Source organism: Actinomyces sp. ICM39 (assembly GCF_000282935.1).
Taxonomy (GTDB): Bacteria; Actinomycetota; Actinomycetes; order Actinomycetales; family Actinomycetaceae; genus Pauljensenia; species Pauljensenia odontolytica_B.
Map to the genome: position 1 here is coordinate 30,053 of NZ_ALCB01000108.1, position 18,694 is coordinate 48,746.

17 protein-coding genes are annotated in these 18,694 nt (G+C 64.9%); all 17 read right to left on the reverse strand.

The features are described from left to right. Nucleotides 1–38 precede the first annotated feature (38 nt). Nucleotides 39–1,628, reverse strand: coding sequence for a GTPase (locus tag HMPREF1137_RS07030; RefSeq protein WP_007590386.1), 1,590 nt, complete (start codon nucleotides 1,626–1,628; stop codon nucleotides 39–41). After that, a complete protein-coding gene (locus HMPREF1137_RS07035) occupies nucleotides 1,625–3,280 on the reverse strand; it encodes a dynamin family protein (protein WP_007590547.1) in 1,656 nt (551 codons plus the stop codon). Before HMPREF1137_RS07035 ends, HMPREF1137_RS07030 begins: the two co-directional genes overlap by 4 nt. Continuing rightward, nucleotides 3,281–4,633, reverse strand: coding sequence for a histidine--tRNA ligase (gene hisS / locus HMPREF1137_RS07040; RefSeq protein WP_007590523.1), 1,353 nt, complete (start codon nucleotides 4,631–4,633; stop codon nucleotides 3,281–3,283). A 31-nt stretch (nucleotides 4,634–4,664) separates the two neighbouring features. Beyond that, the gene (locus tag HMPREF1137_RS07045) at nucleotides 4,665–5,384 is read right to left on the reverse strand and encodes an MBL fold metallo-hydrolase (protein WP_007590489.1); all 720 of its coding nucleotides are present in this window, start codon (nucleotides 5,382–5,384) and stop codon (nucleotides 4,665–4,667) included. Between the two features lies 1 nt (nucleotide 5,385). Next, nucleotides 5,386–6,720, reverse strand: coding sequence for a DUF349 domain-containing protein (locus HMPREF1137_RS07050; RefSeq protein ID WP_007590474.1), 1,335 nt, complete (start codon nucleotides 6,718–6,720; stop codon nucleotides 5,386–5,388). A gap of 165 nt (nucleotides 6,721–6,885) precedes the next feature. After that, the gene (locus HMPREF1137_RS07055; RefSeq protein WP_231284050.1) at nucleotides 6,886–9,186 is read right to left on the reverse strand and encodes a RelA/SpoT family protein; all 2,301 of its coding nucleotides are present in this window, start codon (nucleotides 9,184–9,186) and stop codon (nucleotides 6,886–6,888) included. Nucleotides 9,187–9,264: 78 nt separating this feature from the next. Further along, the gene (locus HMPREF1137_RS07060) at nucleotides 9,265–9,804 is read right to left on the reverse strand and encodes an adenine phosphoribosyltransferase (RefSeq protein ID WP_007590389.1); all 540 of its coding nucleotides are present in this window, start codon (nucleotides 9,802–9,804) and stop codon (nucleotides 9,265–9,267) included. Continuing rightward, nucleotides 9,801–10,889, reverse strand: a complete 1,089-nt coding sequence (secF, locus tag HMPREF1137_RS07065; RefSeq protein ID WP_007590406.1) for a protein translocase subunit SecF — start codon at nucleotides 10,887–10,889, stop codon at nucleotides 9,801–9,803. The genes HMPREF1137_RS07060 and secF overlap by 4 nt, the downstream gene beginning before the upstream one ends. 1 nt (nucleotide 10,890) lies before the next feature. After that, on the reverse strand, nucleotides 10,891–12,852 hold the full coding sequence (gene secD / locus HMPREF1137_RS07070) for a protein translocase subunit SecD (RefSeq protein WP_007590387.1): 1,962 nt from the start codon (nucleotides 12,850–12,852) through the stop codon (nucleotides 10,891–10,893). A 26-nt stretch (nucleotides 12,853–12,878) separates the two neighbouring features. Further along, a complete protein-coding gene (locus HMPREF1137_RS07075) occupies nucleotides 12,879–13,292 on the reverse strand; it encodes a preprotein translocase subunit YajC (RefSeq protein ID WP_034497297.1) in 414 nt (137 codons plus the stop codon). Between the two features lie 180 nt (nucleotides 13,293–13,472). Further along, nucleotides 13,473–14,513: a Holliday junction branch migration DNA helicase RuvB gene (gene ruvB / locus HMPREF1137_RS07080; RefSeq protein WP_196792978.1), complete on the reverse strand. Its 1,041-nt coding sequence runs from the start codon at nucleotides 14,511–14,513 to the stop codon at nucleotides 13,473–13,475. 4 nt (nucleotides 14,514–14,517) lie between these two features. After that, a complete protein-coding gene (ruvA, locus tag HMPREF1137_RS07085; RefSeq protein WP_007590501.1) occupies nucleotides 14,518–15,123 on the reverse strand; it encodes a Holliday junction branch migration protein RuvA in 606 nt (201 codons plus the stop codon). Nucleotides 15,124–15,178: 55 nt separating this feature from the next. Beyond that, on the reverse strand, nucleotides 15,179–15,808 hold the full coding sequence (gene ruvC / locus HMPREF1137_RS07090) for a crossover junction endodeoxyribonuclease RuvC (protein WP_007590391.1): 630 nt from the start codon (nucleotides 15,806–15,808) through the stop codon (nucleotides 15,179–15,181). Continuing rightward, nucleotides 15,808–16,401, reverse strand: a complete 594-nt coding sequence (gene pdxT, locus HMPREF1137_RS07095) for a pyridoxal 5'-phosphate synthase glutaminase subunit PdxT (protein WP_007590471.1) — start codon at nucleotides 16,399–16,401, stop codon at nucleotides 15,808–15,810. The genes ruvC and pdxT overlap by 1 nt, the downstream gene beginning before the upstream one ends. Continuing rightward, nucleotides 16,395–17,297 carry a pyridoxal 5'-phosphate synthase lyase subunit PdxS gene (pdxS, locus tag HMPREF1137_RS07100; protein ID WP_003792524.1) on the reverse strand — a complete coding sequence of 301 codons (903 nt, stop codon included), beginning with the start codon at nucleotides 17,295–17,297 and terminating at the stop codon, nucleotides 16,395–16,397. Before pdxS ends, pdxT begins: the two co-directional genes overlap by 7 nt. A gap of 2 nt (nucleotides 17,298–17,299) precedes the next feature. Then, nucleotides 17,300–18,061 (reverse strand): YebC/PmpR family DNA-binding transcriptional regulator, encoded by a 762-nt coding sequence (locus HMPREF1137_RS07105; RefSeq protein ID WP_007590402.1) that lies wholly within the window; start codon nucleotides 18,059–18,061, stop codon nucleotides 17,300–17,302. Between the two features lie 148 nt (nucleotides 18,062–18,209). Next, a complete protein-coding gene (locus tag HMPREF1137_RS07110; protein WP_007590390.1) occupies nucleotides 18,210–18,692 on the reverse strand; it encodes a SixA phosphatase family protein in 483 nt (160 codons plus the stop codon). Nucleotides 18,693–18,694: the final 2 nt, after the last annotated feature.

An 18,694-nucleotide genomic window follows, 5' to 3' on the forward strand; every position in this document is an offset into this window, starting at 1 on the left:
TGTTCGCCATGGTCACAGCGATACGACAATCACGCCGATCACAGGCGCAGGCGCGCGATGAATGACGCGATCGTCACCTGTCGATTGTCTTCAGCTCGCACCGGTGCCACGACCAGCCGCTCGACTTCATCTCGGCACAGTCCGCGCAGGTCGCGCATAACAGCACGGCGGCGACGCCCAGCCGCCCATCGACACACCAAGCGATTCAACCCGGCCAGCAAGGCGGTCACAACAAGTGAGACACCGACGAGCGCAGTCGGAGCGGGAACCGGTCCAATCGCCGGAACATCCCAGTCGATGAGCACGGCTCGCCCCAGGTGAACGAGGCCGATCCACGCGGCTCCCACCAGGCAGACAACCCACGCGAGGAGCTGCACTCCTCCGAGGAAACGACTCATCGACGGCGCTCCCGTAGCCACCTGCACGTTGCCGGCAACCTCACGGTGAGCGGCAGCCGGAACGCCCCGTGCGCCTTCGAGGGCACGCTCCACCAATCGACCGCGCCATACCGACGGGCGCCCCTGGGAGCGCTCCCCCACTTCCCGACGCACGGCGTTGACGAAAGCAGCCTCGTCCGACGAGGACCGCGTCGGTAGCGTCGGCGTCGTCGCGCCCTCGGAGCGAGACTCGTCGTCCAGATGAAGGCGACGCAACGGGTCCACGCCCATCCGCGCGATCCATCGCAGCGGGAGCCAGCCACCCGCCCGCCGCCCCGTGCGCATCGTGGAACCTGCCACGGCCTCGCCAATAATGGGCGCACCCGCCAAGTCGGCCGCAGCGGCGCACAGATTGGACGCCATACCATCCGTTTCGATCCCGCGGACGGTGCCTTCCAGCCCGACCGCGTCACGGATCAACACCGCCGCCTCATGCAGGGCTTGACGAGCCCTCAAGGCCTGCCGCGACACGCGTTCCGCCTCTGTACCAAGATGTTTGACGAGCGCGGATATTCCTTCGCCGGTCGTCGAAGACACCGCGAGCACCGTCGCAGTGGCCATTCCACGCTCAGACAGGAGACGACGCAGGTCCCGCTCAATCGAATCCCGCTCAGCCGCAGCGACAGTGTCGATGTGCGTCAGGACAACAGTCACCGACGCATGGGAGGAGCGAAGACGCGCCAGCCACTCGTCATGCAGCCGAGCGTCCGCGTATTTCTGCGGGTTGACGACCACCACGAGAGCGTCGACACGGGACGCGAGGCGATCGGCAATCTCAGCGTGGCTTGCCTCAATGGAATCAATATCAGGAAGGTCGATAACGACAGTGTCACCGGGCAATGCAGTCAGCGCTTCCACCCGCCGCGCAACTCCCATCCAGCCGAGGAGTTCACGGGGTGCACGCCCCGCGGGAAGGACAGCGCAGGCCTCGCTCGTCGTCGGACGACGAACGCCAGCAGCAACCACCTCGGCCCCGCTCAGCGCGTTCACCAGCGAGGACTTGCCAGCACCCGTCCCACCGAGCATTCCGATCACGCACCACGTCGGATCAATCTCACTACGCTCGGAGGTAATGTCGATCAGCTGACGAATCCGGGACAGCGTCGCCTCATCGATGTCGGGGGCCGCCAGCGTGCAGATTTGGTCGAGCTCTGCGGCTGCCGACGCGACCGTGCCCTTCGCGCGCCTCATGCGAGGACCTCCCGAGCGTTCGCCAACGCCTGCTCGAGCGCATCCAGGCGTGCGCCTGCATCGGAGCGGTCCAACAGAGCCAACACGGGTGCGACGACATCGGTCACGGACGACACCGCGAGCCTTTCCAACGCGTCGCGCGCCTGCTGCGCGAGAGAACGAACGGTGCGCTCGCCGAAGAAGGACTCCAGAACAGTCTGCGACAGTGCTGCTGATGCTCCCGCAACGCCGACTTCGAGACCCGTCAGCCCGCCTGTCATCGCAAACACGCTGACCATCAGAGAGACCGTCACAACGTTGATACCACCGGCGAGAAGACGACCGCTGACGTGCGAGGACTCGGCCTGGGCACGAATGATCTCAGTGACCTCGGCAGTCCACTCCTGAGCGGTGCGGCGCGCACGCTCCGAGGACTCGTCCGCATCAAGGAGAGGATCGGGCAGCTGATCAGCGCCAAGAACCGGACGAGCGGCGCCCAAAGCATCGCTCCACGCCTGGTGATACTGATCGGCCAGACGAGCCGCCAAGCCTCCCGTCAGATCCCGCTGCACCTGGATGTCCGGGGCAGCCTCGCCGCGCAGAGCACCCATGACGCGAGCGCCCAGCCCCGACATAAAACGAGAGATCGTACGCGTCATATCCCACGAACCGAGCACCTCGGCGATACGGGCGCTCACTTCCCCACGCAAGACGTCGTCGCTCGACGAGGAGGCGACCTCACGCGCGCACGACGCGACAGCCTGCTCGATCCTTTCGATTGCCTGCTCGAATGCGCGATTGTGCTCACGAGCTCCGTCGAGAGCACTGAGGGACTCCGCCAAAGACGCAGACACAGCCCCGGCTAGAGAACGGCGAACAATCGCAGCCCGCTCCGCGGCATCCCGACCAATTGTTTCCAAGAAAGAGCCAATGGGGGCCACCACGTTGACCGGCAAACGACCATCCGTCAGCGGCTGCTCGTCGATCGTCATGATCGGAACATCTCCCAGGCCTCGGCGCTGCGCGAGCGCTCCAAGGTCGGCGCGAATTTCGTCGGCTGCGCCCGCGGGCACACGGTTCAGCACGATTGCGACACGCAGGCCGCGGCTTGCAGCATCCTCGAGGTGCTTCCATGCGACGGCATCGGCATAGCGCGCTGCACTCGTCACGAACACCCACAGGTCCGCACCATCGAGAAGTTCCGCAGCGAGACGACGGTTGCCGTCCTCCACCGAATCAATGTCGGGGGCGTCCAGGATGCCGAGACCCGACCACAGCGTGTCATCGACAGCAATAGTGATGGCGTCGAGGCTTTCTCCCCCGTCACCGGCATGCTTGGCAAGACGAGGCAGCACCCGATCGGACATGAACCACGCCCGAGACTCCGGTGAGCACACGAGGACAGGGCGACGCGTCGTCGGACGCACCGCACCGGCGCGACTGACGTTGCGCCCCAGCAGTGAGTTCACGAGCGTCGATTTACCCGACCCCGTCGAACCACCAACGACGACCAGCAGCGGCGCGTCAGCGTCCTCAAGCCGCGGGAGAACCACATCTTGCAGACGACGGAGCGCACGTTGCGCATCACGATCGCTTCCCTGAGGCATCGCCTCCAGGGACTGCTCGAGGGCTCCCGCCAGCGCGCGAGCCGCCTCAACCGACGTCAGCGGCACTCAGTCCGTCACCTTCTCAATCGAGGGCACAGCATCAGCCGCAGGAATCGTCCAGGTCGCAGGATCTGCCTCCACCTGCTCACCGCTGCGAATGTCCTTGACAGTGTCCGCGGCACCCTCATCTCCGGGGAACCACACGAAGGGAATACCGCGCTTGTCAGCGAACTTGATCTGCTTACCGAACTTGGCAGCACTCGGTGCCACATCCGTAGAAATGCCACGCGCGCGCAGCGCCGCAGCAATCGCCTCGGAACGCTCACGCTGATCCTCGGTGATGACCGCGACGACGACCGCAGTGGGCACCTTGCGAGACGCCGTAACCATCGGCGCGGAAATCATGCGGGACACGAGACGCGAGACGCCGATCGACAGGCCCACACCCGGGTAGGTGCGCTTACCGTCCTTTGCGAGCGAATCGTAGCGACCGCCCGAGCAGATCGAACCGAGATCCTCGTGGCCTTCGATCTCCGACTCATAGACGCTGCCCGTGTAGTAGTCGAGGCCGCGCGCGATCTTCAGATCGGCGACGACGGCACCCGGCATCCGCTTGTTCGCGGTGTCGAGCAGCTCGGTCAGCTCACGCAGCCCCTCCTCGAGCAGCTCACCGCTCACGCCGAGGTCGGCCAGGCGATCGCGGATCTCAGCCGAATCGGACGTGCGGATCTGCGCCATCTGCAACAGGACAGCGGCCTGATCGCCATCGATGCCGGACTGGGCGAGCTCGGCAGCCACACCCTCCGCACCGATCTTGTCAATCTTGTCGAGGCCGCGCAGCGCCGCCTCAACGTCGGTGACGCCCAGCGACTCGCACACGCCCTGGACAACCTTGCGATTGTTGACGAGCACGCGCACGGGTGGGATCGGTAGGTTGTTGAGGGCCTCGGCCATGACCAGCGGCAGGTCGACCTCGAAGTGGAACGGCAGCTCACCGTTACCCACAACATCGATATCCGCCTGCGTGAACTCGCGGAAGCGACCATCCTGGGGGCGCTCACCGCGCCAGACCTTCTGGATCTGGTAGCGCTTGAACGGAAAGTCCAGCTCGTTGGCGTTCTCAACGACGTAGCGCGCGAAAGGCACCGTCAGGTCAAAGTGCAGGCCCATGCCCTTGTCCTTGGGAGCGCGAGCACCCGACGCCGCAGCCTTGAGAGCCTGCAGGCGATCCAGCACGTAGATCTCCTTCGACGTCTCGCCCTTAGCCTCGAGCTGTTCCAGTGTTTCGACCGCTCGGGTTTCGATGCCCGCGAAGCCATGCAATTCGAACACGCGCCGCAGCTCGTCAAGGACGTGCATCTCGATGATGCGCCCCTCGGGGAGCCATTCGGGGAAACCGGACAGGGACGTGCGAGCCATAAAGCGTTCTTTCTGTGAGGAATGTCGGGCGTCAGCCGACACGACGTGCGCGGATCAGATACTGGTTCGAGGTTATCTCATCAGCGAGCGTCGTGGCCGGACCGTGACCGGGAACGAGGACCGTTCGTGGGTCAAGGGCGTTGGAAATTGTGCGCAGGGAGTGACGCATTTGCGTTTCATCACCACCGGGCAGGTCGGTGCGCCCGACGCTGTCCTTGAAGAGGACGTCCGCGCTCATCGCCCACGGCACGGGCTCGCTCGAGGAGTAGAAGGATTGGTTGTTCACGCGGATATCCAGAGGGCTCTCGCCCAGGAAGACCGCGGAACCCTCCGTGTGTCCGGGGGCCGGGACCATGCGCAGCCACACACCCGGGGTCACCTCGAAGGAATCGGTGGGCGCCTCGCGCAGGTCAGCGGGCTTCACCCACTCGCCGACGAAGTCCGGCAGCGGCATCGGAAGGAACGAGGCCGGGTCATCCATGCGGTACATGTCGGGGCCGGGCACGTACACCGGAACGGTGGTGCCATCGGGGCCCCACGTGGAGACCTCGGCGGCATCCCACACATGATCGGGGTGCCCATGAGTGAGCAGAACAGCACCGACGCTCACACCCTCGAGATCGAGAACCTCGCGGATCAAGTGTTGGATGCCGGCGGAAGGATCGACAACAAGGGCTGTGCCCGCCCCGGCAGGGACGAGCACAAGCCCATTCGCCGCGTAGAAAGGCGACGGAATCACGTGAAGACGCATGTCACTCCATGGACGAGGAGATCTGCGCAAGCCAGGCGCGCTTGGTCTCGAGGGCCTCGCGCACGTTCCTGGCGGCCTTGTCGTCACCCTTGGACTCGGCCTCGGCGAGGGAACGCTCGAGCTGAGCAATCTGTTCCTCAAGCTGGCCAACCATACCGGCCGCGCGGGCGCGGGTCTCCGGGTTGGTGCGACGCCATTCCTTCTCTTCCGCTTCGCGGACCGCAGCCTCGACGGCACGCAGGCGGCCCTCGATGCGGTGCAGGTCGGAGGAAGGCACACGGCCAACCTCTTCCCAGCGGTCCTGAATCTGGCGCAGCTGAGCCTTGGCGCGGTCGATATCGGTGACCGGCAGGATCGCCTCAGCGTCCGCAAGGATGGCTTCCTTAGCCACGAGGTTCTCACGGTATTCCGCGTCGGTGGCCTCATCCTTGGCGCGGCGGGCATCGAAGAACACCTGCTGGGCGGCACGGAAGCGCGCCCACAGCGCGTCGTCTTCCTTGCGGGAGGCACGAGGGGCAGCCTTCCAGCGGTTCATGAGCTCACGGTATGCGCCGGAGGTACGCGACCAATCCTCGGACGAGGACAGAGCTTCAGCCTCGGCGATCAGGGCTTCCTTCACGCGCTTGGCCTCGGACTGAGCCTGATCAAGCTGCGAGAAGAACTGGCGGCGGTGACGATCAAACTGGGTACGAGCGGACGAGAAGCGCTTCCACAGCTCGTCTTCCACGGCCTTCTCCAGGCGCGGGCCGCGACGCTGGAGATTCTTCCATTCCTCGAGCAGATCACGCAGCGTCTGGCCGGACTGCTTCCAGTGGGTCTTCGCGGGATCCTGCGCAACGATCTGCTCGGCACGCTCAACGACGGACGTACGCTCGGCGAGAGCGGCAGCCTTCGCGGCCTTGCGCTCCTCGCGGGCGATTTCCTTGCGCTCCTCGGCGGCCTTTTCGACGGCCGCGACACGCTCGCGCAGTGCTGGGATGTCGCCAATCACGTTCGGCGAGGCAACCTGCTCGCGCAGCGTCGCGAGAGTCTGATCGATGTCGCGCGGGCTCAGGGTCGCCAGGCGATCCTCAAACAGCTTGATTGTCGCCTCAAGATCGGCGTAACGACGCTCGTAGAGAGCGTACGGAGAAGCGGGAATACCCTCGGGGAAGCCGCCGATGACGCGCTCCTCGTCTCCATCCTTGACATAGACAGTCCCGTCCTCGCCGATACGGGCGAAGGGGTGCTCCGGAACCTCGGATGCTGCGATCGTTGCCTGAGCAACGACCTCCTCAGTCGTCGAGGTGGCAGCTTCGGGAGCGTTTTCGTTATTCGGAATCGGCGTCGTGGTCACGATATTCCTTCTGAGACGAGGGCTTACGCCCGGCGCGGGTGCGTGCCGATGTGACACACACAGCTAGTGTGTCACATCTAACGAGGAGGGGAAAGCTCATCCCACAAAAGGGGACGGATGTAACACGCTTTTCCCGCTGATCGGCGCAGTCAACCCCGACCTCGTCTACGAGTCGGCACCGATGCGCACCGCCTCGAAGACGCCGTCGACCCGACGCAGGGCCGACAAAACCGCGTTGAGGTGACCGAGGTCAGCCAGCTCAAAGGAGAAATTGCCCGAGGCTACCTGATCCCCGTCGGTCTTCAGGGCGGCGGCGAGGATGTTGACGCGGTAGTCGGACAGGACACGCGTCAGGTCGGACAGCAGTCCGCCGCGGTCGAGAGCTCTGACCTCGATCTGCACGCGGAAAGGAGCACCCAGGCCCTTCTCATTCCACGAGACATCGACGAAACGCTCGGGCTGCAGCTGCCCGAGGCGCACCGCGTTCGCGCACGAGCTGCGATGCACGGAGACTCCCTGGCCTCGCGTGATGAAACCGACAATATCGTCACCGGGAACAGGAGTACAGCACTTGGCGAGCTTCACCCAGATCTCGTTCGGGCTCAGACCCGCAACCGTAATCGCAGCATCGCCGGTGGCCTCCGAGCGAGGCTTCTGCGAGCCGGGTGTGACGCCCTCGGACAGCGTCTCCTCGGTGCCGTCTCCCCCACCCAGGTTGTCGACGAGTCGGGTCACGACGTTCTGCGCAGAGATATGTCCCTCGCCAACGGCTGCGTACAGGCCGGACACATCCGGGTACCCAAACGACGTCGCCACCGACAGGATCGACTCGTGGTTCATGAGGCGCTGCAGAGGCAGATTCTGCTTGCGCATCGTACGAGCGAGCGCTTCCTTACCCGCCTCAATGGCTTCCTCACGACGTTCCTTGGAGAACCACGCCTTGATCTTGGAACGCGCACGCGGGGAAGCCACGAAGGCGAGCCAGTCGCGAGACGGGCCTGACTTATCCGACTTCGACGTGACGACCTCGACCGTCTCGCCCGATTCCAGGCGCGTATCGAGGGAGACGAGACGCCCATTCACCTTCGCACCAACGGTACGGTGTCCGACCTCCGTGTGGACTGCGTAGGCGAAGTCAACGGGTGTCGAGCGTGCCGGCAGCACGATAACCTGCCCCTTGGGCGTAAACACATAGACCTCATCGCCGGCGATCTCGTAGCGCAGCGAATCCAGGAACTCTTCGGGATCGCCCGTCTCTCGTTCCATTTCGACGAGGGCGCGCAGCCAATTCGCCTGCTCATCCGAGCTCATGCGATCCGCATCGCCACTCGAAGCGTTAGGGTTCTGCTTGTACTTCCAGTGCGCCGCCACGCCATGCTCGGCGCGCTCGTGCATGTCGAAGGTACGGATCTGGATCTCCACAGGCTTACCGCCGGGACCGATGACCGTCGTGTGCAGCGACTGGTACAGGTTAAACTTCGGCATCGCGATGTAGTCTTTGAAGCGACCCGGAATCGGATTCCAACGCCCATGCAGCGAGCCCAGGACGCCGTAGCAGTCCTTGATCGACTCCACGAGGACGCGCACGGCGACCAGGTCGAACACCTCGTCGAACGCTTTGCCGCGCACGATCATCTTCTGGTAGATCGAGTAGTGACTCTTCGGACGCCCGCTCACCGTTCCCTTCGTCCCCGAGCGACGCAGATCCTCCTCGATTTGACCAATAACGTCGCGCAGATATTCCTCGCGCTGAGGGGCGCGCTCCGTGACGAGGCGGTCGATCTCCTCGTAAATCTCCGGGTACAGCGTCTTGAACGAGAGCTCCTCAAGCTCCCACTTGACCATGTTCATGCCGAGGCGGTGGGCCAGCGGCGCGTAAATCTCAAGCGTCTCCTGGGCCTTCTTCGCGGCCGACTTGGCAGGCACGAAACGCCACGTGCGGGCGTTGTGCAGGCGGTCGCCCAGTTTGATGAGCAGGACGCGGATATCGCGGCTCATCGCGACGAGCATCTTGCGCAGCGTTTCAGATTGGGCGGCGGCACCGTAGTGCACCTTGTCCAACTTGGTGACACCGTCAACGAGGTTGGCGATTGCCTCACCGTACTCGGCGGCGAGCTGCTCGAGCGTGTAATCCGTATCCTCGACGGTGTCGTGCAGCAGCGCGGCGACGAGCGTCGGGGTCGTCATGCCCATCTCGGCCAGGATCGTCGCGACGGCCACCGGATGGGTGATATACGGTTCACCGGACTTGCGCATTTGCCCGCGGTGATGTTCCTCAGCGGTGCGATATGCGCGCTCGACGACGCTGATATCCGCCTTCGGGTGGTTCGCACGCAGCGCACGCACAAGCGGCTCAATCTCGGGGATCGTGGCCCGCCCACGCGAGCCGAACCACACGAGGCCGGAGCGCACCCGGGAACCCGCCGCGGGAAGCGCAGAACCTGATGTCATGTCGTCGCTGCTCATGGCCCCATGATAGCGAGGAACGTGCGGGGCCGGGGATCATGACGATCCCCGGCCCCGCTCGTTGTCAAGAAGCACCACTCAGAGGTGAAGCGCGCTCTCCACCGTCACATCCGAGAGCACCGAGCGACCGCCCAGCGCATCGAGTTCCAGCAGAACGGCCACGGCCTCGACGGACGCGCCGCACTGGCGTAGCAGCTTCACCGCCGCGTTCGCGGTCCCGCCCGTTGCGAGCACGTCGTCGATGATGAGGACGCGCTGCCCCTCGTGGACCGACTCGGGGTGTATTTCCATGCGTGCGGTGCCGTACTCAAGTTCGTAGTCGACGCCGATCACGTGGCCGGGCAGCTTGCCAGCCTTGCGGATCGTCAGCATGCCGAGGCCAAGCTCAGCAGCGACGGGCGCACCGAGAATGAAACCGCGAGACTCGAGACCTGCGACGGCATCGATTCGACCCGCGTAACGAGCGCCGATCAGCTCAACCAGTTCCTTGAACGCCGGGCCGTTGGCAAACAGCTCAGTGATGTCACGAAACAGGACGCCGGGCTCCGGAAAGTCCGGAATCTCCAGCATGTTTTGCTGAACCAGAGTGGCGACGCGGTCGCCAAGCTCACCGATCATCGATGATTCTTCTTCCTGTGGGGCTGGTTCTCATTACCCAGACGCTGTCCGGGCTTGATCGGAGCCACCTTGACGGACTTCGGAGTGGAAGCCTCGCCGGCGGCGTTGCGGTGCTCGCGCTCGTGCTCGACCGCCGCGTTGTGCTCGCGGGTCTTGTTCGACAGCTCCTGGAAGGTGACCAGCAGCGGGGAGGCGATGAAGATCGACGAGTAGGTACCGGCGATCATACCGACGAACAGGGCCAGCGAGATATCCACCAGGGTACCCGGCCCCAGGGCCACAGAACCGATGATCAGGATCGCACCGACGGGGAGAAGCGCCACAACCGAGGTGTTGATCGAACGAACCATCGTCTGGTTGACCGCGAGGTTCACGTACTCAGCGAAGGTGTAGTGCTTCTGCTCGTAGACGTCCGAGGTCAGCTCGCGCACCTTGTCGAAGACGACGACGGTGTCATAGAGCGAGTAACCCAGAATCGTCAGGAAGCCGATGACGGTCGCAGGAGAGACCTCGACCTGCAAAATTGCGAATACACCGACAGTGACGGCGATGTCGTGCAGAAGGGCGAGGAGCGCCGAGGCAGCCATGCGCCACGAACGGAAGTACACGGTCATCAGCAGCGCGACGAGCGCCATGAAGATAACGAGCGACTGCGCGGCCTTCGTGGTAACCGACGAACCCCAGGAGGGGCCAATCGACGAGGACTGAACCTCGGTGGCCTCGACACCGTAGGCGCTCGCCAGCGCGTCACGCATCTGCGCGGTCTGCGCAGAGTCGAGGGACGTGGTCTGGATACGCACGGAGTCAGAACCCACGCGCGTGACCTTGGGGGCGCCCTCAACGAGGCCAGTCGAGGCGACAGCGCGCGACGCGAAGGACTCGCTCTGGTCGCTCACGTGAGCGACGTCGAACTGCGAACCGCCCGTGAACTCAATCGAACGATTGAGACCCAGGATTGCGACGAGCGCAAAGCCGAGGACGAGGACACCAGCCGCGAGGCCGACAAAGATCTTGCGCTTGGGGACGACGGCGTAGGACTTGTCGCCCGAGTACAGGGCGTTACCCCACTGAGCAAAACTCATCATGTCAGTTCTCCTCTTCCTCGGTAGCAACCGTCACGTCATCCGTCGACTCAGCCGACGAGGCCTCTTCCTCCGCCTTCTGGGCGGCCAGGCGTGCAGCGCGACGACGTTCGGCGATCGACAGACCGTCTCCGGCCTCGTCATTCTTGTCCTTGGACGCGGATTCGCCACGCACGACCACGCGGCCGCGGCCCGCGTACACGAGGGAGTTCTTCGCACCCAGGTGCTCGGGATCGAGGCCGGACAGCTTGTGGCCTTCACCGAAGAAGCGGGTGCGGATGAGCAGCTCCATCATCGGGTGCGTGAACAGGAAGATCACCGCGATGTCGATGACGGTCGTGACACCGAGGGTGAAGGCGAAGCCCTGAACGCCACCGACGGCGAGCAGGTAGAGAACCACGGCGGCCACCAGGTTGACGGCATCGGAGACCAGAATCGTGCGCTTGGCGCGGTCCCAGCCCTCTTCCACGGCAGCCTGCAGGGGACGGCCATCGCGCACTTCGTCGCGCACACGCTCGAAGTACACGATGAAGGAGTCTGTCGTGACGCCGATGGCCATGATCAGACCGGCAACACCCGCCAGCGAGAGGCGGTAGCCCATCCACCACGACAGGAGCGCGATCACCAGGTAGGTGATGATCGAGGCGACGACGAGCGAGCCCGCCGAGATAATCGCCAGACCACGGTACTGCCAGATGAGGTAGACGATGACGAGCAGGAAGCCGATCAGTGCGGCCCACAGGCCGACCGTCAGGTGATCGGTACCGATCGTCGCGGAAATCTGCTGCTCGGACTCGACCTCGAAGTTCAGCGGCAGCGAACCGAAGCTGAGCTGGTTGGCCAGCGCGGACGCCGACTGAGCGGTGAAGTTACCGGTGATCTCAGCCTGGCCGTTGGGGATGATCGCGTTCATCGACGGCGCGGTGATAACCGTGCCGTCGAGGACGACCGCGAAGGAGTTACGGTCGGGGCGACCCTGGTAGAAAGACGAACCCTGGGGATCCGAGGTGTGGTAGCCGTAGAGGATCGTGGAGGTGTCCTTGAACTTCTCCGTACCCGCGTCGTTGAACTGCAGGGACACGGCCCACTGGCCGGTCGTCTGACCGTTGTTGTTGCGTGCGAGACCGGCGGTTGCGGTCTTCAGATCCGAACCGGGCACGGCCACGGGACCGAGGATGTACTTGATCTGACCGGACTCGTCACATGCGGCGTAGGGCTTGTCGGAGGAACCCTCAACGTGCTTGACGTCGGCGGCAGCCGAGCAGTCGAGCGTCAGGAAATCGTAGACAACCTGCTCGGTGATCCACGCGAGATCCGAAGCGTTCTCGGGCGTGGTTGCGGGAGTGTCGGACAGGACGCCGTCCTGATTCGCGTCAGCGATACCCTTCGCGGTCGCCTCATCCAGTGCGGTGGACTGAACGCCCGACTGGGCTGCCTCGGTGGTCGTTGCACCCGACTGGGCCGCCTCGGTGGTCGCAGCGCCCGACTGCTCGCCCGACTGGGCACCGGACTGGGCCCCCGACTGCGCCGTATCCGTCTGGGCGGGCTGCTGGTTCTGGATGACGCCCTGAGCTGCGCCGATACGCAGGACGGGGCGGAAGTTCATCTGCGAGGACGAACGAATAAGATCCAGCTGCTCCTGAGAGGGTGTGCCGGGGATCGACACCATGATGTTCGAGCTGCCCATCGAGGAGATCTCAGACTCGGACACGCCGGAGGCGTCGATTCGGTTGCGGATAATCGAGATCGCCTGGGTGATGTCCTCTTCGGTGATCTCACGCTGTCCATCGCCCGTCACGGTCGGCGTCAGGATGAGCTGAGTGCCGCCCTTCAGGTCAAGGGCCAGGTCGGGATACGGGGACACGCCCTTCATGAAGTGCCCGATCGCAAGTGCCGCGCACGCCGCCACGATGGCGACGGTCAGGGTCACGAGCGCGCGCACGGGGCGTCGCTTGTGTGATGCCACGGTTCTACTTTCCGTTCAGCCTTGACTTACTTCTGCTGCTCGTCGGCGTTGTTGTTGAAGACCTCACCGTCGGTCGGCTCGTCGAGTCCAAGGACCTTCTCGTCCTCGTCCGTCGTCTCGTCGACCCCAGCGAACTCGGATGCGTTCACCTGCTCCGCATCAGCGAGAGGCGGCTGACCACCGATTTCCGCGATCATTTCTCGCTCCCAATACATCTCGTGCCCATCGGTGGTCTCCAGGACGACGATGTCGCCGTCGAGGTCAACAAAGCGACCCCAGAATCCAACGCGGGTACGGACCCATTCTCCGGGCTTGACGGCAGCGAGCTGGTCACGCTTTTCCTGCTCCATCTTCGCCATCTGCTTCTTGCGGGAGGTCGAGCTCCACCACATAAAAGCGACCATGGCGACGATCAGGATCACGAGGGTTACGTTGTTCATAAAGGCTGATTCACTTTCGATGACGGTCGGGCGCTTCGAGCGCACCTTGCCAGTCTAATGCCCGGGGAGGGTTTTAGCCTAAGTGATCAAGGTGTGGCGCGGCGCAAGGCACCGTCGGCCCTTCTTTGACAGTGCCGCGCATGCCCGTGGCCAGCCAGGATGGCAACGAGGCCCACTCCCCTAGTCGAAGAGCGCTCCGTCGGGCGACGGCGGGGTCAGCCCGAGGTGGGCCCATGCCTTGGGGGTTGCCATGCGTCCGCGGTTGGTACGCACGAGGAAGCCTTCGCGGACGAGATAGGGCTCCGCGACTGTTTCGACGGTCTCCGCTTCCTCGCCGATTGTGACAGACAGGGTCGTCAGGCCCACCGGGCCACCCGCGAAACGACGGCAGATGGCCTCGAGGACCGCACGGTCGAGGCGGTCGAGGCCGGAGGGGTCGACCTCGAAGAGCTCGAGGGCTCCGCGGGCCGCATCGAGTGTCAACTGTCCGTCTCCGTGAACCTGGGCGTAGTCGACGACGCGGCGCAGGAGGCGGTTCGCGATACGCGGCGTACCGCGCGAGCGCGAGGCAATCTCGTGGGCGGCCTGCGCGTCGATGGGCGATCCGAGCAGCGAAGCAGAACGGGTGACAACGGACTGCAGTTCATCGGTCTCATAGAACTCAAGATGAGCCGTGAAACCGAAGCGGTCACGCAGCGGTGCGGGAAGCAGGCCGGATCGCGTCGTCGCTCCGACGACGGTGAAGGGCGGGAGTGTCAGCGGGATCGACGTCGCGCCGGGGCCCTTTCCCACAACGACATCAACGCGGAAGTCTTCCATCGCCAGGTACAGCATTTCCTCGGCGGTGCGCGCGAGTCGGTGGATCTCGTCGATGAAGAGGATGTCGCCCTCTTGAAGGCCCGACAGAATCGCGGCGAGGTCGCCAGCGTGCTGGATCGCGGGGCCAGACGTCAGGCGCAGCGACGTTCCCATCTCGGCCCCGATGATCATCGCAAGCGTCGTCTTACCAAGTCCGGGAGGGCCTGCGAGGAGAACATGATCGGGGCTGGCCGAACGCATGCGCGCGGCATCGAGCACGAGCTGCAGCTGGCCTCGCACGACGCGCTGGCCGACGAACTCAGAGAGCTTCTTCGGGCGCAGTGCGGCCTCTGCGGCACGCTCGAGCTCCCCGGCATCGGGGGCGACGATGCGCATCGCATCGACGTCGAAACCGGAATCCATCTGATCAGCCACGTCCGCCTCCCAGCGTCACGAGGGCAGCACGCAGCATGTCGGAGGCGCCAAGCCCACTGCCCGCCAGCTTCTCGATGGCCTTGGCAGCCTGAGCCTCGGACCAGCCCAAACCGACCAGTGCGGCGCTGACTTCGGAGGCCACGGCGTCCTCGGTGGGCGCGGGAGCGGCGGCGGTTTCGCCGCTCGGCAGTGCTGCCGGGGTACCGAGCTTGTCTCCGATTTCGAGGGCCATGCGCTGCGCCGACTTCTTGCCCACGCCGGGGATCCGCTGGAGTGCCGCGAGGTCCTGGTCGCGCACCGCGCGGCGCAGGTCATCGGGGCGCAGGACCGCCAGGGCTGCCAGCGCAATCTTCGGGCCGATACCCGAGACAGATAGGAGCTTCGTGAACACGTCGCGTTCATCCGCAGACCCGAAGCCGTAGAGCGTCATCGAGTCTTCGCGCACGATCATCGACGTGAACACAGTCATCTCCTGATCACGCGAGGCACCCTGCGCGAAGGCGGGCGTCACGTGCACGCGGAAGCCGATGCCTCCCACCACGATGTCGATGTGGTCGAGGCCGACGCTCGCGACTGTGCCGCGCAGAATGGAGATCACTGCGTTCCTTTCGTTCCCGGGTCACCCGCACACGCGGGCGAACATATGTACGATTCTAGCCGCGCCTGCGCCTCGGATCGACGGCACCCGTTCGGCGTTGCGCGGCCTGGGCCTCGGCCCACGCCTTTTGGGCGGGCGTCATGGATCCGCGCGCGGTTAGGCGACCCGAGATCGACACTGCGACCGACGAGTCCTCAGGAGCACCGAGCAAGCCAGTCCCCCGCCACGCATGCGTAATCGCAATAGCCAGAGCGTCCGCAGCGTCCGCTGGCTTGGGAGCCTTGGCGAGGCCGAGGATGCGCGCAACCATCGCCTGCACCTGAGCCTTATCCGCGTTGCCATTGCCGGAGACGGCGGACTTCACCTCGGAGGGCGTATGGACGGCCATCGGCAGGCCGGCACGACCGACGCACGTCATCGCCGCGCCCATGACCTGCATCGTGGTGGTCACCGACTGCAGGTTGTCCTGCGCGAAGACGCGTTCGATGGCGACGACCTCGGGCTCGTAGCGTTCGATGACGCTATCGATCGCGTCCGCGATCGTGCGCAGCCGGAAGTGCGTCGCCAGGTCCTTGTCGGTGCGGGCGACACCAACGTACACGAGCGAGGCGCGCCGCGACGCATCGACGTCGACGACGCCGAGGCCGCAGCGCGTCAGGCCCGGGTCGATGCCCATGACGCGCATCAGGCGCGCGCCACCATATCGACGAACATCGCGTGGATCCGATCATCTCCACCCACCTCGGGGTGGAAGGATGTCGCCATGACGTTGCCGCGGCGCACGCCGACGATCGGGCCGTCGGCGCTGTTGCCGGCGCGTGCGATCACCTCAACGCCCTCGCCCACGGACTCAACCCACGGGGCGCGGATGAACACTGCGTGGAAGGGGCCACCCTCAACGCCCTCGACGTCCAGGTCCTCCTCGTAGGAGTCGACCTGACGACCAAAGGCGTTACGGCGCACCACCATGTCGAGCGCACCGAAAGAGCGCTGGTCCTCACGTCCATCCAGGATCGACGAGGCGAGCATGATCATGCCCGCGCACGTGCCGTAGACCGGCAGGCCGGATGCGATGCGGTCGTTGAGCGTGTCAAACAGTCCGAAGGAGAGCAGCAGGTTCGACATGGTGGTCGACTCGCCGCCCGGGATGACCAGGCCGTCGACCTGGTCGAGCTCAGAAACCCTGCGCACAAGCAGCGCGCGGGCGCCGGAGTTTTCCAGCGCCCGCACGTGCTCTGCGACGTCGCCCTGCAGGGCGAGAACGCCGATGGTCACCATCCGCGCTCCGCGAGGCGGTGATCGACCGGCAGGTCGTCGACGTTAATGCCGACCATGGCCTCGCCGAGACCACGGGAGACCTCGGCGATGACGGACGGATCGTCGTAGAAGGTCGTGGCCTTGACGATGGCGGCCGCGCGCTTGGCGGGGTCGCCGGACTTGAAGATTCCCGAACCAACGAAGACACCCTCGGCGCCCAGCTGCATCATCATGGCAGCGTCGGCGGGGGTGGCGATGCCGCCGGCCGTGAAGAGCACGACGGGGAGGCGACCCTCGCGGGCAACCTCGGCGACGAGCTCGTAGGGGGCCTGGAGTTCCTTGGCCGCAACGTAGAGCTCATCCTCGGGCAGGGAGGTCAGGTGGCGGATCTCGTCGCGGATCTTACGCATGTGCGTGGTCGCGTTGGAGACGTCGCCGGTGCCGGCCTCGCCCTTGGAGCGGATCATGGCCGCACCCTCGTTGATGCGGCGCAGCGCCTCACCGAGGTTGGTCGCACCGCAGACGAAGGGAACGGTGAAGTTCCACTTGTCGATGTGGTGGGTGTAGTCGGCGGGGGTCAGGACCTCGGACTCGTCGATGTAGTCGACGCCGAGGGACTGCAGAACCTGCGCCTCAACGAAGTGGCCGATGCGGGCCTTGGCCATCACGGGGATCGACACGGCCTCGATGATGCCTTCGATCAGGTCGGGGTCGGACATGCGGGCCACGCCACCCTGGGCGCGAATGTCGGCGGGGACGCGCTCGAGGGCCATGACGGCCACGGCGCCCGCGTCTTCGGCGATCTTCGCCTGCTCGGGGGTGACGACGTCCATGATGACGCCACCCTTGAGCATCTGGGCCATGCCGCGCTTGACCTGCGGGGTGCCGACCTCGCGCTTAGCGGTCGAATCGCTCATGTTCACTCCTGCTCTTCCAGCTGGGCACGAACCTCGTCCGACAGGGACATGTTCGTGTAGATGTTCTGCACGTCATCGGAGTCCTCGAGGGCGTCGATGAGCTTGTTGACCTTGAGGGCGCCCTCGAGGTCGAGCTCGACCTCGGTGGAGGCGACGAACTGGACTTCGGCGGAGTCGTAGTCGATGCCAGCGTCCTGCAGAGCGGTACGCACGGCGACGACGTCCTTGGGGTCGGACTCGACGATGAAGAGCTCACCGGCGTCCTCGACCTCTTCGGCGCCTGCGTCCAGGACGGCCATCATGATGGATTCCTCGTCCACACCGTCGGCGGCGGGCACCTCGACGATGCCACGGCGCGAGAACAGGTAGGCCACCGAACCGGGGTCGGCCAGCGAGCCACCGTGGCGGGTGAAGCCCAGGCGAACGTCGGAGGCGGCGCGGTTGCGGTTATCCGTCAGACACTCCACCAGGAAGGCAACGCCGCCCGGGCCGTAGCCCTCGTACATGATGGTCTCGTAGTTGGCGCCACCCGCCTCGGCACCGGAGCCACGCTTGACGGCGCGGTCGATGTTGTCGGCGGGAACCGAGTTCTTCTTCGCCTTCTGGATGGCGTCGTACAGGGTCGGGTTGCCGGCGGGGTCGCCGCCGCCCGTGCGAGCTGCAACCTCAATGTTCTTGATGAGGCGCGCGAAGAGCTTGCCGCGCTTGGCGTCAATAGCGGCCTTCTTGTGCTTGGTGGTCGCCCACTTAGAGTGTCCCGACATCACTTCTCCCTGTTGGGTGGATAGATACCGCCATATTCTAACGCGTGTGCGGCCCCCATCCGCATCCGGGCGGGCGTCACGTGGACAAACGTAAACACACTCACAGGAACGATGGACGAGGCCGGGGCCGCTTGCGGCGCTCCGTGACCTACCGGGTGGGCGGGGTGAGCAGGACGCGCAGGGTGCAGTTCGAAGGGGCCAGATCCTCCCAGGTTCCGTCGAAGGTGAGGATGAGAGCCGTCGCGGTCGGTACGCCTCGGGCTACCTCTGACCGATCGTCCTCGCAAGCCAGGACGTAGCCCGCGCCGGAGATGGTCGGCTCGTGACCGACGATGAGTGCACTGCTGCCCTCGAAAGTGCGCGCCAGGGTGAGGATGTCCTCCTCGTCGGCGTTATAAACGCCGCGGTCGAACCAGCTATCACGAATCGACACGCGCTGACTGATCTGAGCGAAGGTCTGCTGCGCGCGCGCCGCATCGGAACACACCGCGACATCGAAGCTCCCAATCTCCCGGGAGAGAACGCCGCCGAGGCGAGTGGCCTGGTCGACGCCCGCATCTGTCAGGGGGCGCGCGTGATCGGGGTAGGAGTATGCGGCCTGCGCGTGGCGAACGAGAACGAGGGTTGGCATAC

Excerpts from the sequence above, each read along its gene's own strand:
- HMPREF1137_RS07060 (WP_007590389.1), bottom strand. The coding sequence starts at position 9,804 with ATGATCGGTGAGCTTGGCGACCGCGTCGCCACTCTGGTTCAGCAAAAC.
- HMPREF1137_RS07110 (WP_007590390.1), bottom strand. The coding sequence starts at position 18,692 with ATGCCAACCCTCGTTCTCGTTCGCCACGCGCAGGCCGCATACTCCTAC.
- pdxT (WP_007590471.1), bottom strand. The coding sequence starts at position 16,401 with ATGGTGACCATCGGCGTTCTCGCCCTGCAGGGCGACGTCGCAGAGCAC.
- ruvB (WP_196792978.1), bottom strand. The coding sequence starts at position 14,513 with ATGGATTCCGGTTTCGACGTCGATGCGATGCGCATCGTCGCCCCCGAT.
- HMPREF1137_RS07075 (WP_034497297.1), bottom strand. The coding sequence starts at position 13,292 with ATGAACAACGTAACCCTCGTGATCCTGATCGTCGCCATGGTCGCTTTT.
- HMPREF1137_RS07030 (WP_007590386.1), bottom strand. The coding sequence starts at position 1,628 with ATGAGGCGCGCGAAGGGCACGGTCGCGTCGGCAGCCGCAGAGCTCGAC.
- HMPREF1137_RS07055 (WP_231284050.1), bottom strand. The coding sequence starts at position 9,186 with ATGAGCAGCGACGACATGACATCAGGTTCTGCGCTTCCCGCGGCGGGT.
- hisS (WP_007590523.1), bottom strand. The coding sequence starts at position 4,633 with ATGGCTCGCACGTCCCTGTCCGGTTTCCCCGAATGGCTCCCCGAGGGG.
- secF (WP_007590406.1), bottom strand. The coding sequence starts at position 10,889 with ATGATGAGTTTTGCTCAGTGGGGTAACGCCCTGTACTCGGGCGACAAG.
- ruvC (WP_007590391.1), bottom strand. The coding sequence starts at position 15,808 with ATGCGCGTCATGGGCATCGACCCGGGCCTGACGCGCTGCGGCCTCGGC.
- HMPREF1137_RS07105 (WP_007590402.1), bottom strand. The coding sequence starts at position 18,061 with ATGTCGGGACACTCTAAGTGGGCGACCACCAAGCACAAGAAGGCCGCT.
- pdxS (WP_003792524.1), bottom strand. The coding sequence starts at position 17,297 with ATGAGCGATTCGACCGCTAAGCGCGAGGTCGGCACCCCGCAGGTCAAG.
- HMPREF1137_RS07045 (WP_007590489.1), bottom strand. The coding sequence starts at position 5,384 with ATGCGTCTTCACGTGATTCCGTCGCCTTTCTACGCGGCGAATGGGCTT.